Raw genomic sequence first — 21,795 nt, 5'->3', positions numbered from 1 at the left:
TAAAGGAGGAACTAGAATCATGGGGTATGAAGCAGGCCAATACGATGTGATAGTGATTGGCGCCGGGCATGCCGGTGTTGAGGCTGCCCTCGCATCAGCACGTCAAGGCGCCAAAACGCTTGTCTTGACCATCAACTTAGATATGGTTGCGTTTATGCCATGTAATCCGTCTGTCGGCGGTCCTGCAAAAGGGATTGTCGTCCGCGAAATTGACGCGCTTGGCGGAGAAATGGGCAGAAATATTGATAAAACGCATATTCAAATGAGAATGCTGAATACAGGAAAAGGTCCTGCTGTCCGTGCGCTGCGTGCGCAAGCAGATAAATTCCAATATCAGCATGAAATGAAAAATACGCTTGAAAAAGAACCAAACTTAACGCTGCTGCAAGGAATTGTAGAGCGTCTGATCATTGAAGACGGCGAGTGCCGCGGTGTCATTACACAAACCGGTGCGAATTACCGCGCGAAAGCAGTTGTTATGACGACAGGAACATATTTGAGAGGACGTATCATTCTCGGTGATCTTTCTTACTCAAGCGGTCCGAACAACCAGCAGCCTTCTATTAAGCTTTCTGAGCATTTGGAAGAACTGGGCTTCGACCTTGTTCGTTTTAAAACAGGTACGCCGCCTCGCGTCAAAAGCGACACGATTGATTACAGCAAAACAGAAATCCAGCCTGGTGACGAAGTGCCTCGCGCTTTCTCATATGAAACGGTTGAATATATCACAGATCAGCTTCCTTGCTGGCTGACATATACGAGCCCTGAGACACATGAAATTATTGACAGCAACCTGCACCGTTCACCGATGTATTCCGGTATGATCAAAGGTACAGGTCCGAGATACTGCCCGTCAATTGAAGATAAAGTTGTTCGTTTTAATGATAAACCGCGTCATCAAATTTTCCTTGAGCCAGAAGGCAGAAATACGCAGGAAGTTTATGTTCAAGGTTTGTCTACTAGTCTTCCAGAGGACGTGCAGCAAAGAATGCTTGCAACGATTCCGGGCCTGGAAAACGTTCAAATGATGAGAGCCGGCTATGCGATTGAGTACGACGCGATTGTACCGACTCAGCTATGGCCGACGCTTGAAACGAAAAAAATTACAAATCTCTATACTGCCGGCCAAATTAACGGAACATCCGGTTATGAAGAAGCTGCAGGACAAGGGATTATGGCGGGAATCAATGCAGGACGAAAAGCGCTTGGAAAAGAAGAAGTGATTCTAAGCCGTTCTGACGCCTACATTGGTGTTCTCATTGATGACCTTGTGACGAAAGGGACAAATGAGCCATACCGTCTTTTGACATCTCGCGCTGAATACAGATTGCTTCTTCGTCATGACAATGCAGATCTGCGTCTGACAGAAATCGGCCACCGCATTGGATTGATTTCTGATCAACGATTTGCGGCTTTTGAGAAGAAAAAAGCGGCGATCGAAGCGGAGAAAAAACGTCTGCATTCTGTGATTATCAAGCCGTCTCCAGAAAATCAAGAATATATCCGTTCTCTTGGCGGAAGCGAATTGAAAGATGGGGTACGCGGCACAGACTTGATGAAACGTCCTGAAATGAACTATGAAACTGTTACAAAACTGGCGCCGCCAGAAGTGCCGGTTCCGCAAGAAGTGGCAGAACAAGTAGAAATTCAAGTGAAATATGAAGGGTATATTGAAAAATCCCTTCAGCAAGTGGAAAAACTGAAGAAGATGGAAAACAAAAAAATCCCTGATCGAATTGATTATGACGCAATTAAGGGGATTGCAACCGAGGCTCGTCAAAAGCTGAAAAACGTACGGCCTTTGTCTGTTGCCCAAGCTTCCCGTATTTCCGGTGTGAACCCGGCAGACATTTCAATTCTATTGGTATATTTAGAGCAGGGCCGCATTGCGAAGATAGCCGAGTAGAAAGGATGACGGCATGAATATTGAAGAATTCACTTCTGGACTGGCGGAAAAAGGGATCTCCCTTTCTCCTCGTCAGCTGGAGCAATTTGAGCTGTATTACGATATGCTGGTTGAGTGGAATGAAAAAATCAATCTGACTTCGATTACAGAGAAAAAAGAAGTGTATCTGAAGCATTTTTATGATTCCATTACAGCTGCATTTTATGTCGACTTCAATCAGATGAATACGATTTGTGATGTCGGAGCGGGAGCGGGTTTTCCGAGTCTGCCGATTAAAATATGTTTTCCGCACCTTCATGTCACAATCGTAGATTCACTAAACAAACGAATAACGTTTTTAGAAAAGCTGTCTGAAGCTTTACAATTGGAGAATACGACATTTTGCCATGACAGAGCTGAAACATTCGGGCAACGGAAGGACGTAAGGGAAAGCTATGATATCGTGACAGCGCGAGCGGTTGCGAGACTCTCTGTTTTAAGTGAGCTTTGCCTGCCTCTGGTTAAGAAAAACGGTTTATTTGTTGCTTTAAAAGCCGCATCTGCTGAAGAAGAATTAAACGCAGGGAAAAAAGCAATCACAACGCTTGGAGGAGAACTTGAGAATACCCATTCCTTTAAGCTGCCTATTGAAGAAAGCGATCGTAATATTATGGTGATACGCAAGATCAAAAATACACCTAAGAAGTATCCAAGAAAACCGGGAACTCCTAATAAATCGCCAATTGAAGGGTAATTTAGACAGCCTGATATGACAATACCATCATATTTTCTTCAAAATTAATGACGGTACAGCAGGAAAAACCATGAGAAAATAGAATTATAAAAATGGCAGTTTTTAAAGGTGGTGTAGGTACATGAAGCATTCATTCTCTCGTTTCTTCGGGCTTGGTGAGAAGGAACAGGAACCGGAGATTGCTGAACATGAGACAAACAAAGAAGAGATTCTGGAAATACCGGTAAATGCTATCGTTCCCAACCGTTTTCAGCCACGCACCATTTTCTCAGATGAAAAAATCAAAGAGTTAGCAATGACCATTCATACACACGGCATTATTCAGCCGATTGTTGTCAGGCATACAGAAGAAGAAGGCCAATACGAACTCATTGCAGGTGAAAGACGCTGGAGAGCGGTGCAATCGCTCGAGTGGGAAAAGATTCCGGCCATTATTAAGGATTTTTCCGACACGGAAACCGCTTCTGTGGCGTTAATTGAAAATTTGCAACGTGAGGAATTGTCTTCGATTGAGGAAGCGCATGCCTACGCAAGGCTCCTTGAGCTTCATGATTTAACACAGGAAGCACTGGCGCAGCGTTTAGGAAAAGGGCAGTCAACGATTGCGAACAAACTGCGGCTATTAAAGCTGCCTCAGCCGGTTCAAGACGCAATCATGGAGAAGAAAATCACAGAGCGTCATGCCAGAGCGCTGATTCCCCTGAAACAGCCTGAGCTCCAAGTCACACTGCTCACAGAGATAATTGAGAAAAGCTTAAATGTAAAGCAGACAGAAGACCGCGTGGTTAAAATGCTGGAGCAAGGCCAGAGAAAACCAAAGCCTAGACGCAAAGCGTTCAGCAGGGATACTAGAATTGCAATGAACACGATTCGCCAGTCACTGTCAATGGTTGAAGACAGCGGCGTAAAATTGAATACGGAAGAAGAGGAATTTGAAGAATATATTCAATTGACGATTCGCATACCAAAATAAAAGCTCTCCTGCTGTCCAGGAGAGCTTTTTCGCTAAAAGGGAATTAATTACTTTTAGTCACAATTGTTATATTAGAATTCTTTTCTTTGAGCTTGTGGATAAATTCTTCCGTGTCTTTTGGAGAAATGACTGCATGTCCCCAGCCTCCCCGATAATAAATCGTAATCGCACGCCGTGAGCCAATAAGCCGAAAACCTGACCACAGCTTCTTTTGCTGAATCACTTTGTCGATTTTTTCGTAAGGAATTTGATGTTTGATCAATCCGGCTTTAATGATCAAACGGTGCTCCTTCAATACATATTTCAGATCAATGAAACTCCAAATGATGAGCACGTTGAAAAGAGTCAGCAGAACAAAAATGATCCAGCCGGATATCCTCATATGTCCCAGCACAAAAGGAACTATGGCATCTGCTTGTATCAGTAATATGAGAAACACAATCATAAGAGTAACGGGTGCATCTCTTTTTGTTTTGTAAACCATATGATCACCGTCCTGTTTGTACTTTCTGCATTGTAACTTCTTCTTTTTTTCTATTAGAAATCCCTTTTTTAAGTCAAAAAAACATATCAGTTTTAGAATTTATAAGAGAAAGCAATAAAGCGCTGATTAAATTTTTCAAATATTCCCTTCTGATAAAAAACAAAATGATGAAAAAAGTGAAACGCTTTAATCTTTTTTTGATAAAATAGAAACATGACAGTACATGTTCATGTGAAAGTAGGTGACATCGTGGGAAAAATCATAGCAATTACGAACCAAAAAGGCGGAGTCGGAAAAACAACGACGTCTGTCAACCTTGGAGCATGCTTAGCTTACATAGGGAAAAGGGTTCTGCTGGTAGATATTGATCCGCAGGGGAATGCAACGAGCGGATTGGGGATTGAAAAAGCCGATGTAGATCAGTGTGTGTACGATATTTTAGTAGATGATGCAGATGTAATAGATATTATTAAAGCGACTTCAGTAGAGAATTTGGATGTGATTCCTGCGACGATACAGCTTGCAGGAGCTGAGATCGAGCTGGTTCCGACAATTTCAAGAGAAGTGAGACTTAAGAGAGCGCTTGAAGCAGTGAAGCAGAATTATGATTATATTATTATTGATTGTCCTCCGTCATTGGGATTGCTGACAATTAACGCGTTGACTGCTTCAGATTCAGTTGTGATTCCTGTACAGTGCGAATACTATGCCTTGGAGGGACTGAGCCAATTATTAAATACCGTACGTCTTGTGCAAAAGCATTTGAATACTGATTTAATGATTGAAGGCGTATTGCTGACGATGCTTGATGCCCGGACAAATCTTGGCATTCAAGTGATTGAAGAGGTAAAAAAATACTTTAGAGATAAAGTATATCAGACTGTTATTCCGCGTAATGTCCGTCTGAGTGAGGCACCGAGTCACGGTAAACCCATCATTTTATACGATCCGCGGTCAAGAGGTGCGGAAGTATATTTAGATTTAGCAAAGGAAGTGGCTGCGAATGGCTAAAGGCCTTGGAAAAGGGATTAATGCGTTGTTTAATCAGGTTGATTTGTCTGAAGAGACAGTTGAGGAAATCAAAGTTACCGATTTACGCCCTAATCCTTATCAGCCAAGAAAACATTTTGACGACGAAGCTCTGGCCGAGCTCAAAGAATCTGTGCTGCAGCATGGCATTCTCCAGCCGCTTATCGTCAGAAAATCTTTAAAAGGCTATGATATCGTTGCGGGTGAACGGCGCTTTCGGGCGGCAAAGCTTGCAGGTTTAGAAACAGTTCCAGCGATTGTCCGTGAATTATCAGAGGCGTTAATGAGAGAAATTGCTTTACTGGAAAACCTTCAGCGTGAGGATTTATCACCGCTGGAAGAGGCTCAGGCTTATGACTCTTTGCTCAAACACTTAGATGTCACGCAAGAGCAGCTTGCAAAACGTCTCGGAAAAAGCAGGCCGCATATTGCCAACCATTTAAGATTGCTGACACTGCCTGAGAACATTCAGCAGCTGATTGCGGAAGGCACGCTCTCTATGGGGCATGGCCGCACACTTCTTGGTTTGAAAAATAAAAACAAGCTTGAACCGCTTGTGCAAAAAGTGATTGCAGAACAGCTTAACGTTCGCCAGCTTGAGCAGCTGATTCAGCAATTAAATCAGAATGTTCCACGTGAAACAAAGAAAAAAGAGCCTGTGAAAGATGCGATTATCAAAGAACGGGAATCGTATCTCCAAAATTATTTTGGTACAACAGTAAATATTAAGAGACAAAAGAAAAAAGGCAAAATCGAAATTGAGTTTTTCTCCAACGAGGATCTTGAACGGATCTTAGAGCTTTTATCAGAACGAGAATCGTAATGAAAGAAAACCATCTCTATTGAAGATGGTTTTTTGTTTTATAATCGTCCTGTGAGTCTTTGCAGCGGATTAAGCCGTTCCTGCCTCCACTCTGTTCGATCTGTTAAACTCAGTCCTTCAGCAAGAACATTTGCCATATTCATGACCAAGTGAAGCCTTGTATTTTGTAAAACAAAGTACTCCATGAAACCGCTCACATTTACAATTCCATTCACATGGAGATCTCCTACCTCAGGAAGATCCTTCTGTACACCGGCACCTGGCTTTAGTGGGCCATCTCCGATCTGGAATGAACCTACGCTTTTCACACGTCCTAAGCATGCATCAACCGCTACAATAAATGGGTTTTTATGTAATTTTTGAATTTCCATCAATTTGTCCTTCATGTTTACAGCATGCACAGGATCAGACAGAGTGCCATAGACGTGGAATCTGGTGAGCTGCATCTGTTTGAGTTTCATTCCTACGAGCGGGCCTAATGAGTCACCAGTTGAACGGTCTGTTCCGATACAAACCACAACAATCGGTCTGCCGGCAGCTTTACGTAAGGATGAAGAAAGAATCGTTTGTATTTGTTTTGCTGCAGCTGTATCTGTATGTGAAACATATTGCTTTACTCGTTCCTGAGAAGAAAAAAGCCCGCCTTTTCGATTCATAGGTTTCACTTCCTTGTTAGATATCGGAATTGCTAGGGATGTGTTTTTTTGGTATGTAAGGTTGTTTACATTATATCCAGCAGTTAGGTTTTTTATGCTTTGTGTCTGTTTACGGATTTTTGAATACAAAGAGGAGAAGATAGAGGTTATTTACAAGTATTGTGCCGCAGCGCTTCAGGTGAAGCAAGATATGGTCTGCTGTTTTGGTAATGGAGGAATCATTAATATGCGGAACGCCTAATGAAGATTACGATAAGATCGGAATAACTGAATGATTGAAAATGATATCTTGGTGAAGAAGCGTATAAAGGAATGGCCAAAGAAAGCGGAGGATGGGATTCTATGTTTTGACTGCCTGTTTAGGCGGTCTTTTTTTTATGTGTATTTTGTATAGTATTTTCACATTCAACCATTATTTTTTGTTTTCCTATGAAAATAGGCATTTTTGTTATTAACGCTCTATATAGTAACAATAACGGAAACAAGCTGAACTCTGTACTTATGAGGTGATAATGTTGTGGAGAGCCGGAATGAGGTGGATGCTGCTTATATTAGGCAGCCTGATCGGCGCCGGATATGCAAGCGGTCAGGAGATATGGCAGTTTTTTGGCGCAGAAAGCGGACTGGCTATTGTGCTGTTTACAGTGATGTTCATTTTCTCGTCTTATATTGTGATGAAAATCAGTTTTAAGGTTCAATCCACTCACTTTCTTCCGGTTCTTGAACATTTAATGGGACCGTGGCTGGCGAAAATTTATGATATTCTCATTGTCTTTTATTTATTTTCTACAACCATGGTGATGATCGCCGGAGGCGGAGTGACGCTGCAAATGTACAAGCTCCCTTTTTGGTGGGGAATTGCGCTGCTTTGCATCGTGACGGTGTGTTTGTTTTTCTGGGATGTGAAAGGGATTTTATCTGTGAATGGCATTTTAATTCCTATTTTAGTTGCCGGGCTGATGTATGCGTTATTTTCATTTCAGAGCACTCATCACCATACGTGGACGATAGATTTGAGTCGGCAGTATAACTGGCCTGCCAGCATTACGTTTACTTCTTTAAATATTCTTTCGGTTGTCGCGATTTTATCATCTGTCGGCAAAGAAATGAAAGGGCTGGGGGAAGCTAAAATCGCCAGTGTGGCCAGCGGTCTTATTTTTGGCGTGATCTCTTTTGTATATAATGAAACGTTGGTAGAACTGGCTGGCTCCCTTTCTCAATTTGAAATTCCGCTGTTTGCCATTCTGGAGGGTGCCCCTTATCTTCTTTTTTTATGTATGACTGCGGTGCTGTGCCTTGCGATATATACGACGACGGTGGCTGGTTTATTTGGATTATCCAGCCGGCTGATGGCTTTTCTTCACATGCCGAGATGGATGATCGTATTGATTCTGTTAGTGTTGATGGTGCCTTTTACTTCTTTCGGTTTTTCCGATTTAATCGCTTTTTTATATCCTATTTATGGAATGCTGAATCTTTATCTATTAGTTTGTTTGCTGTTATACCCTATTTTAAGTAAATGGAAATAAGAGGATTCCTTTCTTTTTGGGTATGATGATTGCTCTAATGATCAGTTTTTTTGTACAATAGATTCAGCAGTTTATGAAGAGAGGTGAAGGGTCTTGGCGGATAAAGACTTTGGCCTGAATGATGTTGTAGAAATGAAGAAACCGCACCCATGCGGAGCAAACAGATGGAAAATTATACGTATGGGAATGGATATTCGGATTAAATGTGAGGGTTGCTCTCACAGCGTGATGATTCCGAGAAAAGAATTTGAAAGAAAAGTAAAAAAAGTACTGGTCAAGCATGAGGAGCCTACTTCATAAAAAGGCTGACACTCATGCTTTTTCATATAGAAGGTAAGGAGAAGACGGCGATGAGCAAAGTGCATCAGTCAGCATGCCCTCTGAATTGCTGGGACAGCTGCGGTTTTGTGGTGACTGTTGATGACGGAAAGGTAACAAAAGTGGACGGAGATCCAAACCATCCGATTACGGAAGGGAAAATCTGCGGCCGCGGCAGAATGCTAGAAACGAAAACAAATTCGCCTGATCGGCTTCGCTATCCGATGAAAAAACAAAACGGCGAGTTTGTGCGGATTTCCTGGGAGCAGGCTCTTGATGAGATCGCCGATAAACTTCAGGACATTAAGGAGACGTCAGAAACAACAGCAGTTTTGCACAGCCATGATTATGCCAATAACGGTTTGTTAAAAGCGCTAGATCAGCGTTTTTTTAATGCGTATGGCGGTGTGACTGAGATTGTCGGAAGCATTTGCTGGGGCTCGGGTATAGAGGCGCAAAGCTGGGATTTCGGCCGTTCGTATGGGCACGGGCCGCTTGATATTTACAACAGCAAACACGTCGTTGTGTGGGGCAGAAATGTATCAAGGACAAATATGCACCTTTATCACCATTTGCAGCAGGCAAAGAAAAAGGGCGCAACGCTGACGGTGATTGATCCGATTTATAATCCGACTGCAAAACTGGCTGACCGTTATATTTCTGTAAAGCCGGGAATGGATGGCTGGCTTGCCGCGGCTGTTTTGAAGGTTCTGATTGAGACGGGAAGAACGGATGAGGATTTTATTTCTCAGCATTCTGTCGGGTTTGATGATGTAAAAGAGCTTTTGAGCACGGTTTCTCTCGAGGAGTTTACTGCGAAAACAGAAACTACGATGGAAGAGCTGGAGTTTCTTGCAGGTCTGTATGCGGATGGTCCGGTGTCTACTTTTATGGGGCTTGGTATGCAGCGGTATAAAAATGGCGGCGGGACGATTCGCTGGATTGATGCGCTTGTTGCGGCAAGCGGAAACGTTGGGATTAAAGGCGGCGGCGCAAATTTTGGCAATGTCCAGATTGGTGAAAGCTTTGCAAAAATGAAGCTGACGCTGCCGGAATTAAAAACGAAATCACGTTCTTTTTCAATGATGACACAGGCTGAAGAGGTTTTAACCGCTGATGATCCTGCGATCGAGATGATTATCGTGACATGCGGGAACCCGCTGACTCAGGTGCCAAACACAAATAAAGTTAGACAGGCGTTTGAAAAGGTTCCGGTGACTGTAGCGATTGATTCCATCATGACCGATACGGCAAAGCTGTGCGACTATGTTTTGCCGACTGCCACTGTTTTTGAAGAAGAGGATATTTATTATTCTAGTATGTACCATCATTTTGTTCAGTATGGGAAGAAGCTGGTGGAACCGCAGGGTGAAGCGAAGTCAGACAGATGGATATGGTCAGAGCTTGCAAAGCGCCTTGGATTTGGAGAGCTTTTTGAACACAGTACTGAAGAACTTTTGGAGATGGGGCTTTCTTCATTGGAGGCAGATGGTGTAACGCTTGAGCACTTGAAAGAAAAAGGCCACCTCCCGCTTCCGGTTAAACAGGTGCCGTGGGATGACTTTACGTTTCTGACGCCAAGCGGAAAATTTGAGTTCACCTCTTCATTAGCTGAAGAAAAAGGATTTAGCGGCGCACTTCAATTGGAAGTGCCTGAGGAGTCTGTTTACCATAACGAAGAACTTGCCGAAAAATACCCTTACACGCTTTTGTCCATTCATCCGCAGCGCTCTAATCATTCACAGCATGTGCCGTTCATCGAGAAGCTTCAGCACATACAGGTTGATATTTCTTCAGATATAGCGGCTGAGCAGAATCTTCAGGATGGAGACGAGGTGGTCATTTTCAATGATCGGGGCCGTTTGAACGGTAAAGTTAAAGTAATGAAACAGGCTCATCCGAAGACGATAAATATAGATGAAGGCATGTGGGCGGCTTTTGGCGGCTCCGTCAATACGCTGACAAATGATACAAATTCTGATAATGGAATGGGAAGTACGCTTTTTGACTGTTTAGTGGGCATGAAAAAAGCATAATGAGAGGGATCAGCAGGCTGAAAATGCTTTTTTGTCAGCTTGTCTTTTCCAGTGAACCTCCTTATAATTGCTCTAGGTTCAAAATACGTTAATGCTATGACGGTTTTATATAGAGGAGATGAAAGAATGGCTTTAACAGCTGGAATTGTCGGTTTGCCGAACGTCGGGAAATCAACATTATTTAATGCAATTACACAGGCCGGTGCCGAATCAGCCAACTACCCGTTCTGTACAATTGATCCGAACGTGGGAATTGTAGAAGTACCGGACGATCGTCTGCGAAAGCTGACTGAGCTGGTCAAACCGAAGAAGACTGTGCCGACTGCTTTTGAATTCACTGATATTGCAGGAATCGTAAAAGGCGCGTCAAAAGGAGAAGGTCTTGGTAACAAATTCCTTTCTCATATTCGCCAAGTTGACGCGATCTGCCACGTTGTCCGTGCTTTTTCTGATGATAATATTACACACGTTTCCGGTAAAGTTGATCCGATTGATGATATCGAAACGATCAATCTTGAGCTGATTCTCGCTGATATGGAAACAGTTGAAAAGCGGATTACACGTGTCAGCAAGCTTGCAAAGCAAAAAGACAAAGAGGCTGTGTTTGAGTTTGACATTTTGTCTAAACTGAAAGAAGCGTTTGAAAATGAAAAGCCTGCTCGTTCTGTTGAGTTTACTGAAGAGCAGCAAAAGCTTGTAAAGCAGCTTCATTTGCTGACTTCAAAACCTATTTTGTATGTCGCAAACGTAAGTGAAGAGGAAGTGGCTGATCCGTCTGGCAATGAATATGTAGCGAAGATTCGAGAATACGCTGCCGGCGAAAACGCAGAAGTCATCGTCGTTTGTGCGAAGATTGAATCCGAAATCGCTGAGCTTGAAGGCGATGAAAAGCAAATGTTCCTTGAAGAGCTGGGAATTGAAGAGTCGGGTCTTGATCAGCTGATTAAAGCATCTTACTCGCTGCTTGGGCTGGCAACATATTTCACAGCCGGTGAGCAGGAAGTCAGAGCTTGGACATTCAAAAAAGGCATGAAGGCCCCTGAATGCGCTGGAATTATTCATAGTGACTTTGAGCGCGGCTTCATTCGCGCTGAAACGGTTGCTTATGATGATCTTCTTGCGGGCGGCGGCATGGCAGGAGCGAAGGAAGCCGGAAAAGTCCGTCTTGAAGGAAAAGACTACGTGGTAAAAGACGGAGATGTTATTCATTTCCGATTTAATGTATAGGATGCAGTTGTAAAGGGACAAGAGCTTTGGTATAATATAAAATTGTGAGTAATAGAATTATTGCTCCTTGCCCATTACGGGCCGCTTAGTCCAAAAGGAGGTGCAAACAGATGAGAAAGTACGAAGTTATGTACATTATCCGCCCAAACATTGACGATGAGTCTAAAAAAGCAGTTATCGAGCGTTTCAGCAACGTTCTGACTTCTAACGGTGCGGAGATCACTGGAACAAAGGATTGGGGTAAACGTCGTCTTGCTTACGAAATCAACGATTTCCGCGACGGTTTCTACCAAATCGTAAACGTTCAAGCTGATGCTGCGGCAGTTCAAGAATTTGACCGTCTAGCTAAGATCAGTGACGATATCATTCGCCACATTGTTGTTAAAGAAGAAGAATAAGCAATTTTGAAATATATAATGGTAAAAGGTGGTCTTTCTTATGCTTAACCGAGTTGTATTAGTCGGAAGACTGACAAAAGACCCAGAGCTTCGTTATACGCCAAACGGTGCGGCTGTTGCCACGTTTACTCTTGCTGTGAATCGTACATTTACGAACCAGTCTGGAGAACGTGAGGCCGATTTCATTAATTGTGTCACTTGGAGAAGACAAGCCGAAAACGTTGCAAACTTCCTGAAAAAAGGAAGCCTTGCAGGCGTAGATGGCCGTTTACAAACAAGAAACTATGAAAACCAGCAAGGGCAGCGTGTCTTCGTGACCGAGGTCCAAGCTGAAAGTGTTCAATTTCTTGAGCCGAAAAACGGCGGCGGTTCTGGTTCAGGTGGATACAACGAAGGAAACAGCGGCGGAGGCCAGTACTTTGGCGGAGGCCAAAATGATAATCCATTCGGGGGAAATCAAAACAACCAGAGACGCAATCAGGGGAACAGCTTTAATGATGACCCATTTGCCAACGACGGCAAGCCGATAGACATCTCGGATGATGATCTTCCATTCTAATGAGAATATCGCTAAATTGACAAAGAAAGGAGGGAAATGACAATGGCAGGAGGACGCAGAGGCGGTCGTGCGAAGCGCCGTAAAGTGTGTTATTTCACTTCTAACGGTATCACGCACATCGACTACAAAGATGTAGATCTTCTTAGAAAGTTTGTTTCTGAGCGCGGTAAAATTTTACCACGTCGTGTAACTGGAACAAACGCTAAATACCAACGTAAATTGACTGCAGCGATCAAACGCGCTCGTCAAATGGCTTTACTTCCATACGTAACTGGTGAGTAAGCTGATACGTAAAGAGCAAGGACCTTCGGGTTCTTGCTCTTTTTTATAGGGGGGATAAAAAATGAAGCTCATTTCTTGGAATGTGAATGGCCTGCGGGCTGTCATGAGAAAAATGGATTTCCTCTCTTACTTGAAAGAAGAGGATGCCGATGTTGTATGCCTGCAGGAAACAAAGATTCAGGATGGCCAAGTGGATCTTGAACCAGAAGGCTATCATGTATATTGGAACTATGCAGAGAAAAAAGGATATTCAGGTACGGCTGTTTTTTCAAAACAAAAGCCGCTGAACGTCATGTACGGAATCGGAATAGAAGAACATGATCAAGAGGGCAGAGTGATTACGCTGGAATTTGAAAACGTGTATGTGATGACCGTTTATACGCCTAATGCAAAAAGAGGGCTGGAACGCATTGATTACCGTTTGCAATGGGAAGAGGCTTTATTAGCGTTTATTCTCGAATTGGACAAGAAAAAACCGGTTATCCTGTGCGGTGATTTAAATGTGGCTCATCAGGAAATTGATTTGAAGAATCCAAAAGCAAACCGGAATAACGCGGGTTTTTCTGATCAAGAAAGAGGAGCATTCACTCGTTTTTTGGAAGCCGGCTTTATCGACTCATTCCGTTATTTATACCCTGATCTGGAAGGCGCTTATTCCTGGTGGTCGTATCGTGCGGGTGCCCGGGACAGAAATATCGGCTGGCGTCTGGATTACTTTGTTGTTTCTGAAAGTCTTAAGGGGCAGATTGAAAATGCCAAGATATCAGCACACGTCTTGGGCTCCGACCATTGTCCTGTTGAACTTACAATCAATATATGATGAGATAGCAGTAAGGATTGCTACTTACTGCTTTTTTTTTATGATGAAAAAGGAGAAAGAGATGGCAAACATAAAAGAGATTGCGAGATTGGCGAATGTATCTGTTTCGACTGTGTCACGTGTACTGAATCATCATCCGTATGTGTCTGAAGAAAAAAGGAAGCTGGTGCATCAAGTCATGGAGGAATTAGACTACACACCGAATCGAACTGCGATCGATCTTATTCGCGGCAAGACTCAAACGATCGGTGTAATCCTGCCCTACAGCGGTCACCCTTGCTTTGATAAAATCATAAACGGCATCACAAAGGCGGCATTTAGACATGAATATGCAACAACCCTCCTCCCTACCAACTATAACCCCGACATTGAAATCAAATATGTAGAGCTGTTAAGAATGAAAAAAATAGATGGCCTTATTATTACATCACGAGCCAATCACTGGGACAGTATGATAGCCTATCAAGAATATGGACCGATTATCGCTTGTGAGGATACTGGAGACATGGATATTCCTTGTGCTTACAATGACAGAAAAGCAGCCTACATAGAAAGCTTTCGATATCTAAAGAACCGCGGACATGAACATATCGCTTTTACAAGCGTGAGAAGCGCCGACAAGAGCCCGAGTACGGCGGTTAAAGCAGCGGCTTATCAGGCCGTCTATGGAAGCCTGGAGGACCGCCATATGCTGACCGGCTGTAATCATATGGACGACGGAGAGCAGGCGGGTGCGTATTTCTATACAAGCGGCCGGGCTCCAACAGCTATTTATGCAAACAGTGATGAAGTGGCAGCGGGAATTTATATATTTGCCAAAAAGAAAGACTGGGATGTTGAGATCATTGGAGAAGGAAATTCTTCTATCAGCCGTGCCCTCTGTTTCCCATCGCTTGATCTGAATCTTGAGCAGCTGGGCACCGCAGCATTTTCGTTATTTTTGCAGGAGCGTCCCAAAGATATAAAAATTCTGCACCAATTCATGAAAAAAGCTTGAACTGAAATGCATTTCATACCTTATAACTTCAATGAAAGACAAAGGAGGAGGAAGAAATGCGTATTGAGCACACGGCCATCTGGGTCAGCGATTTAGAGCGAATGAAGGCTTTTTATGAAACGTACTTTCATGGCAAAGCCAATTCTCTTTATCATAATGAGAAGAAAGATTTTAAGTCGTATTTTATGACGTTTGATTCCGGAGCAAGGCTGGAAATCATGAAAAAAGGAGATGTGACTGATCAGCCGTCACAAACGATGACAGGCTGGGCGCATATCGCTTTTTCCACTGGAAGCAAAGAGAATGTTGATGAACTGACAGAAAGGTTAAAGCAGGACGGATTCGCTGTAGTTAGCGGCCCAAGGACGACGGGGGACGGCTACTATGAAAGTGTAATTGAAGATGAGGAAGGAAATTTAATAGAGATTACAATTTAAAATCTTGGAGTGACTTGAATGCTGACAGAAAAAGAAAAAATGGCAGCCGGAGAATTATACAATTCGGAAGACCGTGAATTATCACTAGAGCGTAAACATGCGAGAAATTTGATTAAACAATATAACGAATCACCAGAAGATGAGTCAGTGCGAACGAAACTTTTGAAAAATCTGCTGGGTTCGATCGGTGATCAAGTCACCATTTTGCCGACATTCCGCTGTGATTACGGCTATCACATTCATATGGGGGATCGTACATTTGTTAATTTTGACTGTGTCATTCTTGATGTTTGTGAAGTTCGTATAGGACGTGATTGTTTGATTGCTCCAGGGGTGCATATCTACACGGCAGGTCACCCTCTCGATCCGCTTGAAAGGAAGTCGGGGAAGGAGTTCGGTAAGCCTGTTACAATAGGAGATAATGTTTGGATTGGCGGCCGGGCAGTGATAAACCCGGGAGTGACGATCGGCGATAATGCGGTGATTGCTTCGGGTTCCGTAGTGACAAAGGATGTGCCTGCGAATACGGTTGTAGGGGGAAACCCTGCGAGAAAGCTGAAGGAATTGAATTGAAATCAGTGCGGTTAACGCCGCACTGACTTTTTATATCTGCTTGGCATTCGTATTGGGGCCGAAGCAGATTAACAAAATGGAGCATGCGAGCCAGCAGCCGCCTATAAAGAAAAAGACGCTGACATAGCCGAGCTGAACTGCGATAAAACCGACGAGCAATGATCCGAAGATGTTCGAAAAGCGCCCGAGCCCATAAGCTAAACCGCTGCCTGACGAGCGATATTCTGTTGGGAAAGGCTCAGATGTATACGCATATAAGTTGGATGTGAAAACCCGTTCCGTAATATTGACAATGAAACCAAACACGATAATCATGATTGGAATGAAGGTCATGCCATATAAAAGACCTGCGATGGCAGTCAGAAACGCACTGGCGGCCAATATCCACTTTCTCTGAAATTTTTCAGAAATCATTGAACCCAGCAATGCGCCGAGCGGAGCGCCGACCGAGTGCAATACGTTATACCATAATGTATTTTCCATCGTGACCCCGTTGCTTTTCAGCAGGCTGGGAACCCAGGAGGCAAAGCCGTAGAATCCAAAGGTTTCAAAAATCCATACCGCGGATAACACAATGGTTATTTTAAGGTTTTTCCCCTTTAATAATCCCGCGTAACCCGCATGTTGAACTTGTCCGCTTGAGGTTTGCGGCGCCGGAGCAGGAATCGGGCCTTTTTCTTTTTCAACGCTTGCTTCAATCCTTTTCAGGATGGCATCGGCTTTTTCATATTCACCGCGATTTTCATGCCAGCGGGGTGATTCCTCCAGCCGCCGAATAAAGAAAAAATATATAAGACCAACAGCGCCCCACACAAAGACAAGTCTCCATCCCCATGAGCCGAGCGGAATGACAAAGGCTGATACGATATTGGTGATCGGAACGCCGATCAATCCGATCATGGCACAGAAAGAAATATATTTTCCGCGAACACTGGACGGGAAAAATTCTGCTAAATAGCTATTGGTGATGACCATGGCAGCTGCGACGCCAAACCCAGTGAGGAAACGAAACGCCATTAAGGATGGGATGTCCCATGCCGCGGCATTGCATAACGATGCGATTGAAAAAACGAAGACAAATAGGTTCAAGGCTTTTTTTCGGCCGATTCGATCTGAAAGCCGTCCCCCAAGTGATGCTCCCAAAAACATGCCTAAAAACGAAGCAGCCGTTACATTGGCAATGGTTGAAAGCTGGATGCCCCAATGCTCGATCAGTGCCGGCGCTACATTGCTGAGGGTAAATAAATCCGCAAGATCAAAGAAGTAAACAATGCCGAGAGCGGTTAATACTTGGAAGTGGACACGTGAAATCGGGAGGCGGTCTAAACGGTTTGCCGCGTTTGAAAAAGGATGTGTATGTTTCTGTTTGACGCCCGTATTCATAAAAAACCCCCTTTTTTAATAGCGGGAGAAAGACTGAACATTCCCCTCTTGGCATTATTATAAGTATCTTGATTCATTGGGGACAGAGTTCAAATCACTAGATGGAAGAACTAAATTCACACTTTTCGCCTTAATTTTGCTTAAAAGATTTCCAAAACAGTAGATTAATAGACCAAATTATGCAAATATATAGTAATATTCTCGTTGAAAGGAAGAGTCATAGAAGGAATGAATTCATTTATCCGTCCTCTAGAAGGAAACAATACATTGTGGAGATATTTTTTCTCCTTTTTGGTGATGGTTGGCTTATTCTTTTTTGGAAGCATTGTTTATGTATTTATGATGTTATTGACTGCACTTTTAAGTCCGCATATCGCGTTTGATGTGGATACAGGTATGTTAACCGATTCTTTGGCTGATCTGTTTTTAGCTCATATCGTTTATGTATTTGCGATCCCAGGGGTTTGGCTGGCTGTTCGATTTATCCTGAAACGCCCGTTTCGGTCAGTCATTACACCGCATGCAAAAATCAACTGGCGCAGCATTTTCTTTGGCTTTCTCGCTTATTTCTTGCTGATGGCTGTGGTTCAGGGGATTGATTATGCGATTCATCCGGCGAAATACACTTTTCAGGATTTTGACGCCTCACGTTTTCTGTGGCTGCTTGTGGCATCTCTGTTATTGGTGCCGCTCCAGACTTCTGCGGAAGAACTGTTTTTCAGGGGATTTTTATTGCAGGCTTTTGGAAAAGTGATAAAGAATCCTTTTGTATTGACACTGATTGTCGGCGGTCTATTTGGGGCTGTACACTTTGGCAATCCTGAAATGAGTAATGGCGCTTTTTGGGCAGGCATTGAGTATGTAACAATTGGGATTCTTTTAACGTATTATACGGTCAAAACAGGCAGTCTTGAAATTTCACTTGGTGTGCATGCCGCGAATAATATGTTTTTATGTCTTTTTATGACTGAAAAAAACAGTGTATATGGAGATATTCCTTCATTATTTGCCATCACACGGGGAAATCCGATGTGGGAGACTTTCTTTACGGTTGTCGTTAATCTTTTCTTTGCGTTTATCGTTGTACAATACCATAAGAGATCAAAAAGAAAGCAGCAAGGCGTTTAATCCCTGCTGCTTTTTAATGTTTGTAAGGCTTCTTCGATGTCTGTTGTCGGCTGCTGGCAGGCGAAATTTTCACAAATATACACGGTTATTTGATCGTCTATGATGCGATAATCAGCCGCGAATGGCGCAATGTCTTTGCACTGGTCGGGATGCTCTGCCACCAGGATGGAATCGTTTGGAATAAAGGCCTGTTGAAGCGCGCTTGTGATTTGTTTTCTGTCTGGATCGTCCGGGTGCCCAAAAATCACAATTTCCTTTTTAGGCGTCATATGTTTTAACACACTTTGCATAAAGAAAGAGTGGCCGCTCGGGTATGCCTCAATTTCAGGCTTGAACACGGAAAACATCGTTTCGGCTTTTTCAATCAGCGACAAATCACCTGTGACTTGCCCGAGGCGCAGAAGCTGAACGGCTGCCACGCTGTTTCCTGAAGGCACAGCGCCGTCGTACACTTCTTTTTCTCTGACAATTAACGCTTCTGCGTCGTGTCCGGTAAAGTAGAACCCCCCATGCTCCTCGTCCCAAAACAAATCGATCATATCGTCTGACAGCTTCTTCGCTTTTTCTAAATAGGATAGATCAAACGAGGCTTCATAGAGGTCGAGATAAGCCCATAAGAGAAAGGCATAATCGTCGATAAATCCTTTGTTTTTCACTTCGCCGTCACGATACCGAACCATCACCCGGCCGCCGATGATTACATTGTTTTCAATAAAGGTGATCGCGTATTCAGCCAAGGTGAGGTATTGGGGTTCCTGGAAAACCTTTGCCGCTTTAGCGAGACCCGCAATCATTAGTGCGTTCCATGACGTCAGCACCTTATCATCAACATGCGGATATGTTCTTTCTTCACGCGTCTTTAACAGCTTCAGTCTTGCATCTTCAAGCTTGCGGCTGAGCTCTTCTTCGGTGAAGCCGCTATCCGCTTTGATTTGTTCCCGCTTGGTGTGAATGAGGTTGGGAATGTTTTTGCCCTCAAAGTTGCCTTTTTCTGTGATGTCATACACGTTGCAATACAGCGTGCCGAGATCCTCTCCGAGCGTCTTCAAGATCTCTTCTTTTGACCACACGTAGTACTTTCCTTCTTCGCCTTCTGTATCCGCGTCTAAAGCAGAGAAAAAGCTCCCGTCGTTATGGGTCATTTCCCGTTGAATGAACGTAATGATCTGCTCACAAATCTTTTTATAACGGCTGTTTTGCGTGACTTGATAAGCTTCAGTATAAGCTGTCAGCAGGAGCGCATTGTCATACAGCATTTTTTCAAAGTGAGGGACGAGCCACTCATCATCGGTCGAATAGCGGGCAAACCCATAGCCGATATGGTCATAGATGCCTCCATTTGCCATGCTGTCCAGTGTTTTCGTGACGTTGTACAAAGCGTTTTCCTGCCCCGTCGTGTGATAATAACGGAGCAAATACATGAGCATATGAGGCATAGGAAATTTGGGCGCCTGTCCGAAGCCGCCGTAGATTGTATCGAAACCGTTGGCAAGCTGCTGGAATGTCCGGTGGATCGCTGATTCACTCAACCCCTCACTTGTTTTAGCTGCTGTTTTGGTCTGTAAATGTTTAGCGGCATTTTCTGCAATATCCTCGACATGCTCACGATCGTTCGCAAACGTTTCTGAAAGATGCTCAAGCACGTCAACAAAACCCGGACGATTATATTTACTCGTCTTCGGAAAATATGTACCCGCGTAAAACGGCTTCTGATCAGGCGTGATAAACACATTCAGCGGCCAGCCGCCCTGTCCGGTCATCAGCTGGCAGATTCTCATATAAACAGAATCCACATCAGGGCGCTCTTCCCGATCCACTTTAATCGCAACAAAACGTTCGTTAAGAAGGCGGGCAATTTCCTCGTCCTCAAAGCTTTCATGAGCCATGACGTGGCACCAATGACAAGTTGAATAGCCGATGCTGACCAGAACCGGCTTGTTTTCGCGTTTTGCTTTTTCGAAGGCTTCTTTTCCCCAAGGGAACCAGTCTACTGGGTTATGAGCATGTTGAAGTAAATAAGGAGACTTCTCAGTGATTAATCTATTGGGTTTACTGTTAGTCGGCATGGGATCACCTTCTTTCTAAATGTTTTTTTAAGTATTCTCTTTCCTCTGTTTAATATACCAGAAGTTAAGGCCCGTCATCATTTGTCTGTGAGGTATTCCATAATGAAAACCAAGGGCTATAAACCCTTGATAGATCCATTATTTCACCTTTGAACTATAAAGATGGGTCTTCAATCGTAATGCTTTAACACGATTGCTGAATTATGTCCGCCGAAACCAAAAGAATTTGATAGCCCATATTTCAATGGAAGATGTCTCACTTCTGATACAACATCTAAGTCGCAATCTGGATCTTGATTCTCTACATTAATAGTTGGAGGAATCATTCCTTGTCTCAAACTTTCCACTAAAGCAATTGCTTCTACTCCACCAGCAGCACCAAGCATGTGCCCAGTCATTGACTTGTTTGCAGTTGTTGGAAGTTTATGTGAATGTGCACCAAATAATTTCTTAATAGCTAGAACTTCAGAATGATCACCTACTTGTGTACTTGTTGCATGAGCACTAATAACATCAATTTCACCTGTTGATATATTTGCACTTCTCAATGCTTTTTTCATTGCTAAGTAGGCACCCTTACCTTCTGGGTGTGATGCTACCATATGATGAGCATCTGAACTAGCTCCATACCCCACTACTTCACATAATATCGGCGCATCTCTAAGAATAGCGTTTTCCAATGATTCTAATACTAAGATACCTGCGCCTTCACTCATAACAAAACCATCTCTATCTGTATCGAACGGACGGCTGGCTCGACTTGGATCTTGGTTTCTTGTAGATAGTGCATGGGCGTTTCCAAAACTAGCCAAAGATAACTGTGTGATTGCAGCTTCTGCTCCACCGGCAAATATAATATCTGCCTCATCATTTCGGATCGCATTGAAAGCTTCACCAATAGAGGTGTTCCCGATTGAACAGGCTGTGACTGGTGATAATGATGGTCCTTGTGCTCCTAATCTTATGCTTATTTGGGCCGCAGCTGCATTTGAAATCATCATTGGTACAAGACTAGGGCTTACTCTCGCGGGACCTCGTTTATTTAATACATTCACATTATCAACAAGTGATTGAATGCCTCCAATTCCTGAACCAACATATACCCCTAAACGTTCAAGATCAACCTTATCTAACTGTAATTGTGAATGTTCTAATGCCTGTTCGGCTGCTGCTAAGGCAAACTGACTAAAACGATCTAATCGTTTTGCTTCTTTCCTCCCCAATATTCCATCTGCATCAAAGTCACGAACGATTCCAGCTATCTTTGTTTTATAATCAGCAGTATCAAAAGAATCAATAACGATATTCCCGATTGTCCTTTAACTAGTTGATTCCAAAAGCTATTTACATCATTTCCTAGTGGAGAAATAATTCCCATTCCAGTAATGACTACTCTTTTCATGATCATTCCCTCCTTGTTTTTTAATAACTTTAACTT

21 protein-coding genes and 1 pseudogene are annotated in these 21,795 nt (G+C 43.3%); 17 read left to right on the top strand and 5 right to left on the bottom strand.

What is annotated here, in order from left to right; translation table 11 throughout:
- The first annotated feature begins 19 nt into the window (after positions 1-19).
- The 3 genes from mnmG to noc all read left to right on the top strand — a co-directional run bounded on the left by mnmG (position 20) and on the right by noc (position 3,612).
- A complete protein-coding gene (gene mnmG / locus MTN95_RS19480; protein WP_105954683.1) occupies positions 20-1,906 on the top strand; it encodes a tRNA uridine-5-carboxymethylaminomethyl(34) synthesis enzyme MnmG in 1,887 nt (628 codons plus the stop codon).
- Positions 1,907-1,919: 13 nt separating this feature from the next.
- Positions 1,920-2,639, top strand: coding sequence for a 16S rRNA (guanine(527)-N(7))-methyltransferase RsmG (gene rsmG, locus MTN95_RS19475; protein WP_024123575.1), 720 nt, complete (start codon positions 1,920-1,922; stop codon positions 2,637-2,639).
- A gap of 121 nt (positions 2,640-2,760) precedes the next feature.
- On the top strand, positions 2,761-3,612 hold the full coding sequence (gene noc / locus MTN95_RS19470) for a nucleoid occlusion protein (RefSeq protein WP_003219249.1): 852 nt from the start codon (positions 2,761-2,763) through the stop codon (positions 3,610-3,612).
- Positions 3,613-3,655: 43 nt separating this feature from the next.
- On the opposite strand, the gene MTN95_RS19465 is transcribed toward noc, so the two are convergent.
- A complete protein-coding gene (locus MTN95_RS19465) occupies positions 3,656-4,096 on the bottom strand; it encodes a PH domain-containing protein (RefSeq protein WP_202853611.1) in 441 nt (146 codons plus the stop codon).
- A gap of 249 nt (positions 4,097-4,345) precedes the next feature.
- Between MTN95_RS19465 and soj the strand changes: the two genes are divergently transcribed.
- Both soj and spo0J read left to right on the top strand, forming a co-directional pair.
- Positions 4,346-5,107: a sporulation initiation inhibitor protein Soj gene (gene soj / locus MTN95_RS19460; protein ID WP_010332665.1), complete on the top strand. Its 762-nt coding sequence runs from the start codon at positions 4,346-4,348 to the stop codon at positions 5,105-5,107.
- Positions 5,100-5,948: a stage 0 sporulation protein Spo0J gene (gene spo0J, locus MTN95_RS19455; RefSeq protein ID WP_044160288.1), complete on the top strand. Its 849-nt coding sequence runs from the start codon at positions 5,100-5,102 to the stop codon at positions 5,946-5,948. The genes soj and spo0J overlap by 8 nt, the downstream gene beginning before the upstream one ends.
- Positions 5,949-5,986: 38 nt before the next feature.
- Here the strand turns inward: spo0J and yyaC are convergent, their stop codons facing one another.
- Complete coding sequence (gene yyaC, locus MTN95_RS19450) at positions 5,987-6,604, bottom strand: spore protease YyaC (RefSeq protein WP_248339739.1); 618 nt, start codon at positions 6,602-6,604, stop codon at positions 5,987-5,989.
- 512 nt (positions 6,605-7,116) lie between these two features.
- On the opposite strand from yyaC, the gene MTN95_RS19445 reads away from it, so the two are divergent.
- The 11 genes from MTN95_RS19445 to MTN95_RS19395 all read left to right on the top strand — a co-directional run bounded on the left by MTN95_RS19445 (position 7,117) and on the right by MTN95_RS19395 (position 15,780).
- The gene (locus tag MTN95_RS19445) at positions 7,117-8,133 is read left to right on the top strand and encodes a YkvI family membrane protein (protein ID WP_049809975.1); all 1,017 of its coding nucleotides are present in this window, start codon (positions 7,117-7,119) and stop codon (positions 8,131-8,133) included.
- 93 nt (positions 8,134-8,226) lie between these two features.
- Positions 8,227-8,433 (top strand): DUF951 domain-containing protein, encoded by a 207-nt coding sequence (locus MTN95_RS19440; protein WP_095712546.1) that lies wholly within the window; start codon positions 8,227-8,229, stop codon positions 8,431-8,433.
- A gap of 50 nt (positions 8,434-8,483) precedes the next feature.
- Complete coding sequence (locus MTN95_RS19435) at positions 8,484-10,487, top strand: molybdopterin-dependent oxidoreductase (RefSeq protein ID WP_248339733.1); 2,004 nt, start codon at positions 8,484-8,486, stop codon at positions 10,485-10,487.
- Between the two features lie 126 nt (positions 10,488-10,613).
- Positions 10,614-11,714, top strand: a complete 1,101-nt coding sequence (gene ychF / locus MTN95_RS19430; RefSeq protein WP_024123566.1) for a redox-regulated ATPase YchF — start codon at positions 10,614-10,616, stop codon at positions 11,712-11,714.
- A 110-nt stretch (positions 11,715-11,824) separates the two neighbouring features.
- Positions 11,825-12,112 (top strand): 30S ribosomal protein S6, encoded by a 288-nt coding sequence (gene rpsF, locus MTN95_RS19425; RefSeq protein WP_010332658.1) that lies wholly within the window; start codon positions 11,825-11,827, stop codon positions 12,110-12,112.
- 40 nt (positions 12,113-12,152) lie between these two features.
- On the top strand, positions 12,153-12,671 hold the full coding sequence (gene ssbA / locus MTN95_RS19420) for a single-stranded DNA-binding protein SsbA (protein WP_003219228.1): 519 nt from the start codon (positions 12,153-12,155) through the stop codon (positions 12,669-12,671).
- A 42-nt stretch (positions 12,672-12,713) separates the two neighbouring features.
- On the top strand, positions 12,714-12,953 hold the full coding sequence (gene rpsR / locus MTN95_RS19415) for a 30S ribosomal protein S18 (protein ID WP_010332656.1): 240 nt from the start codon (positions 12,714-12,716) through the stop codon (positions 12,951-12,953).
- 61 nt (positions 12,954-13,014) lie between these two features.
- Positions 13,015-13,773, top strand: coding sequence for an exodeoxyribonuclease III (gene xth / locus MTN95_RS19410; RefSeq protein ID WP_105954678.1), 759 nt, complete (start codon positions 13,015-13,017; stop codon positions 13,771-13,773).
- 61 nt (positions 13,774-13,834) lie between these two features.
- Positions 13,835-14,770: a transcriptional regulator CcpB gene (locus MTN95_RS19405; RefSeq protein ID WP_248339730.1), complete on the top strand. Its 936-nt coding sequence runs from the start codon at positions 13,835-13,837 to the stop codon at positions 14,768-14,770.
- Positions 14,771-14,826: 56 nt separating this feature from the next.
- Positions 14,827-15,207: a VOC family protein gene (locus MTN95_RS19400; RefSeq protein ID WP_059335345.1), complete on the top strand. Its 381-nt coding sequence runs from the start codon at positions 14,827-14,829 to the stop codon at positions 15,205-15,207.
- An 18-nt stretch (positions 15,208-15,225) separates the two neighbouring features.
- Positions 15,226-15,780: a maltose acetyltransferase domain-containing protein gene (locus MTN95_RS19395; RefSeq protein WP_248339728.1), complete on the top strand. Its 555-nt coding sequence runs from the start codon at positions 15,226-15,228 to the stop codon at positions 15,778-15,780.
- Between the two features lie 30 nt (positions 15,781-15,810).
- Here the strand turns inward: MTN95_RS19395 and MTN95_RS19390 are convergent, their stop codons facing one another.
- Complete coding sequence (locus tag MTN95_RS19390; protein ID WP_105991131.1) at positions 15,811-17,163, bottom strand: MFS transporter; 1,353 nt, start codon at positions 17,161-17,163, stop codon at positions 15,811-15,813.
- Between the two features lie 228 nt (positions 17,164-17,391).
- Between MTN95_RS19390 and MTN95_RS19385 the strand changes: the two genes are divergently transcribed.
- Positions 17,392-18,291 (top strand): CPBP family intramembrane glutamic endopeptidase, encoded by a 900-nt coding sequence (locus MTN95_RS19385; protein WP_105991130.1) that lies wholly within the window; start codon positions 17,392-17,394, stop codon positions 18,289-18,291.
- On the opposite strand, the gene MTN95_RS19380 is transcribed toward MTN95_RS19385, so the two are convergent.
- Positions 18,288-20,357, bottom strand: a complete 2,070-nt coding sequence (locus MTN95_RS19380; protein ID WP_248339727.1) for a thioredoxin domain-containing protein — start codon at positions 20,355-20,357, stop codon at positions 18,288-18,290. The two genes, MTN95_RS19385 and MTN95_RS19380, sit on opposite strands and share 4 nt — an antisense overlap.
- Positions 20,358-20,527: 170 nt before the next feature.
- Positions 20,528-21,759 (bottom strand): annotated as a pseudogene (gene fabF / locus MTN95_RS19375) (beta-ketoacyl-ACP synthase II).
- Positions 21,760-21,795: the final 36 nt, after the last annotated feature.

The sequence above is a fragment of the Bacillus sp. 2CMS4F genome (genome assembly GCF_023161785.1).
Classification (GTDB): Bacteria; Bacillota; Bacilli; order Bacillales; family Bacillaceae; genus Bacillus; species Bacillus halotolerans.
The sequence above is the reverse complement of the archived record's forward strand: the minus strand, read 5'-3'. Positions and strand labels throughout refer to the sequence as shown.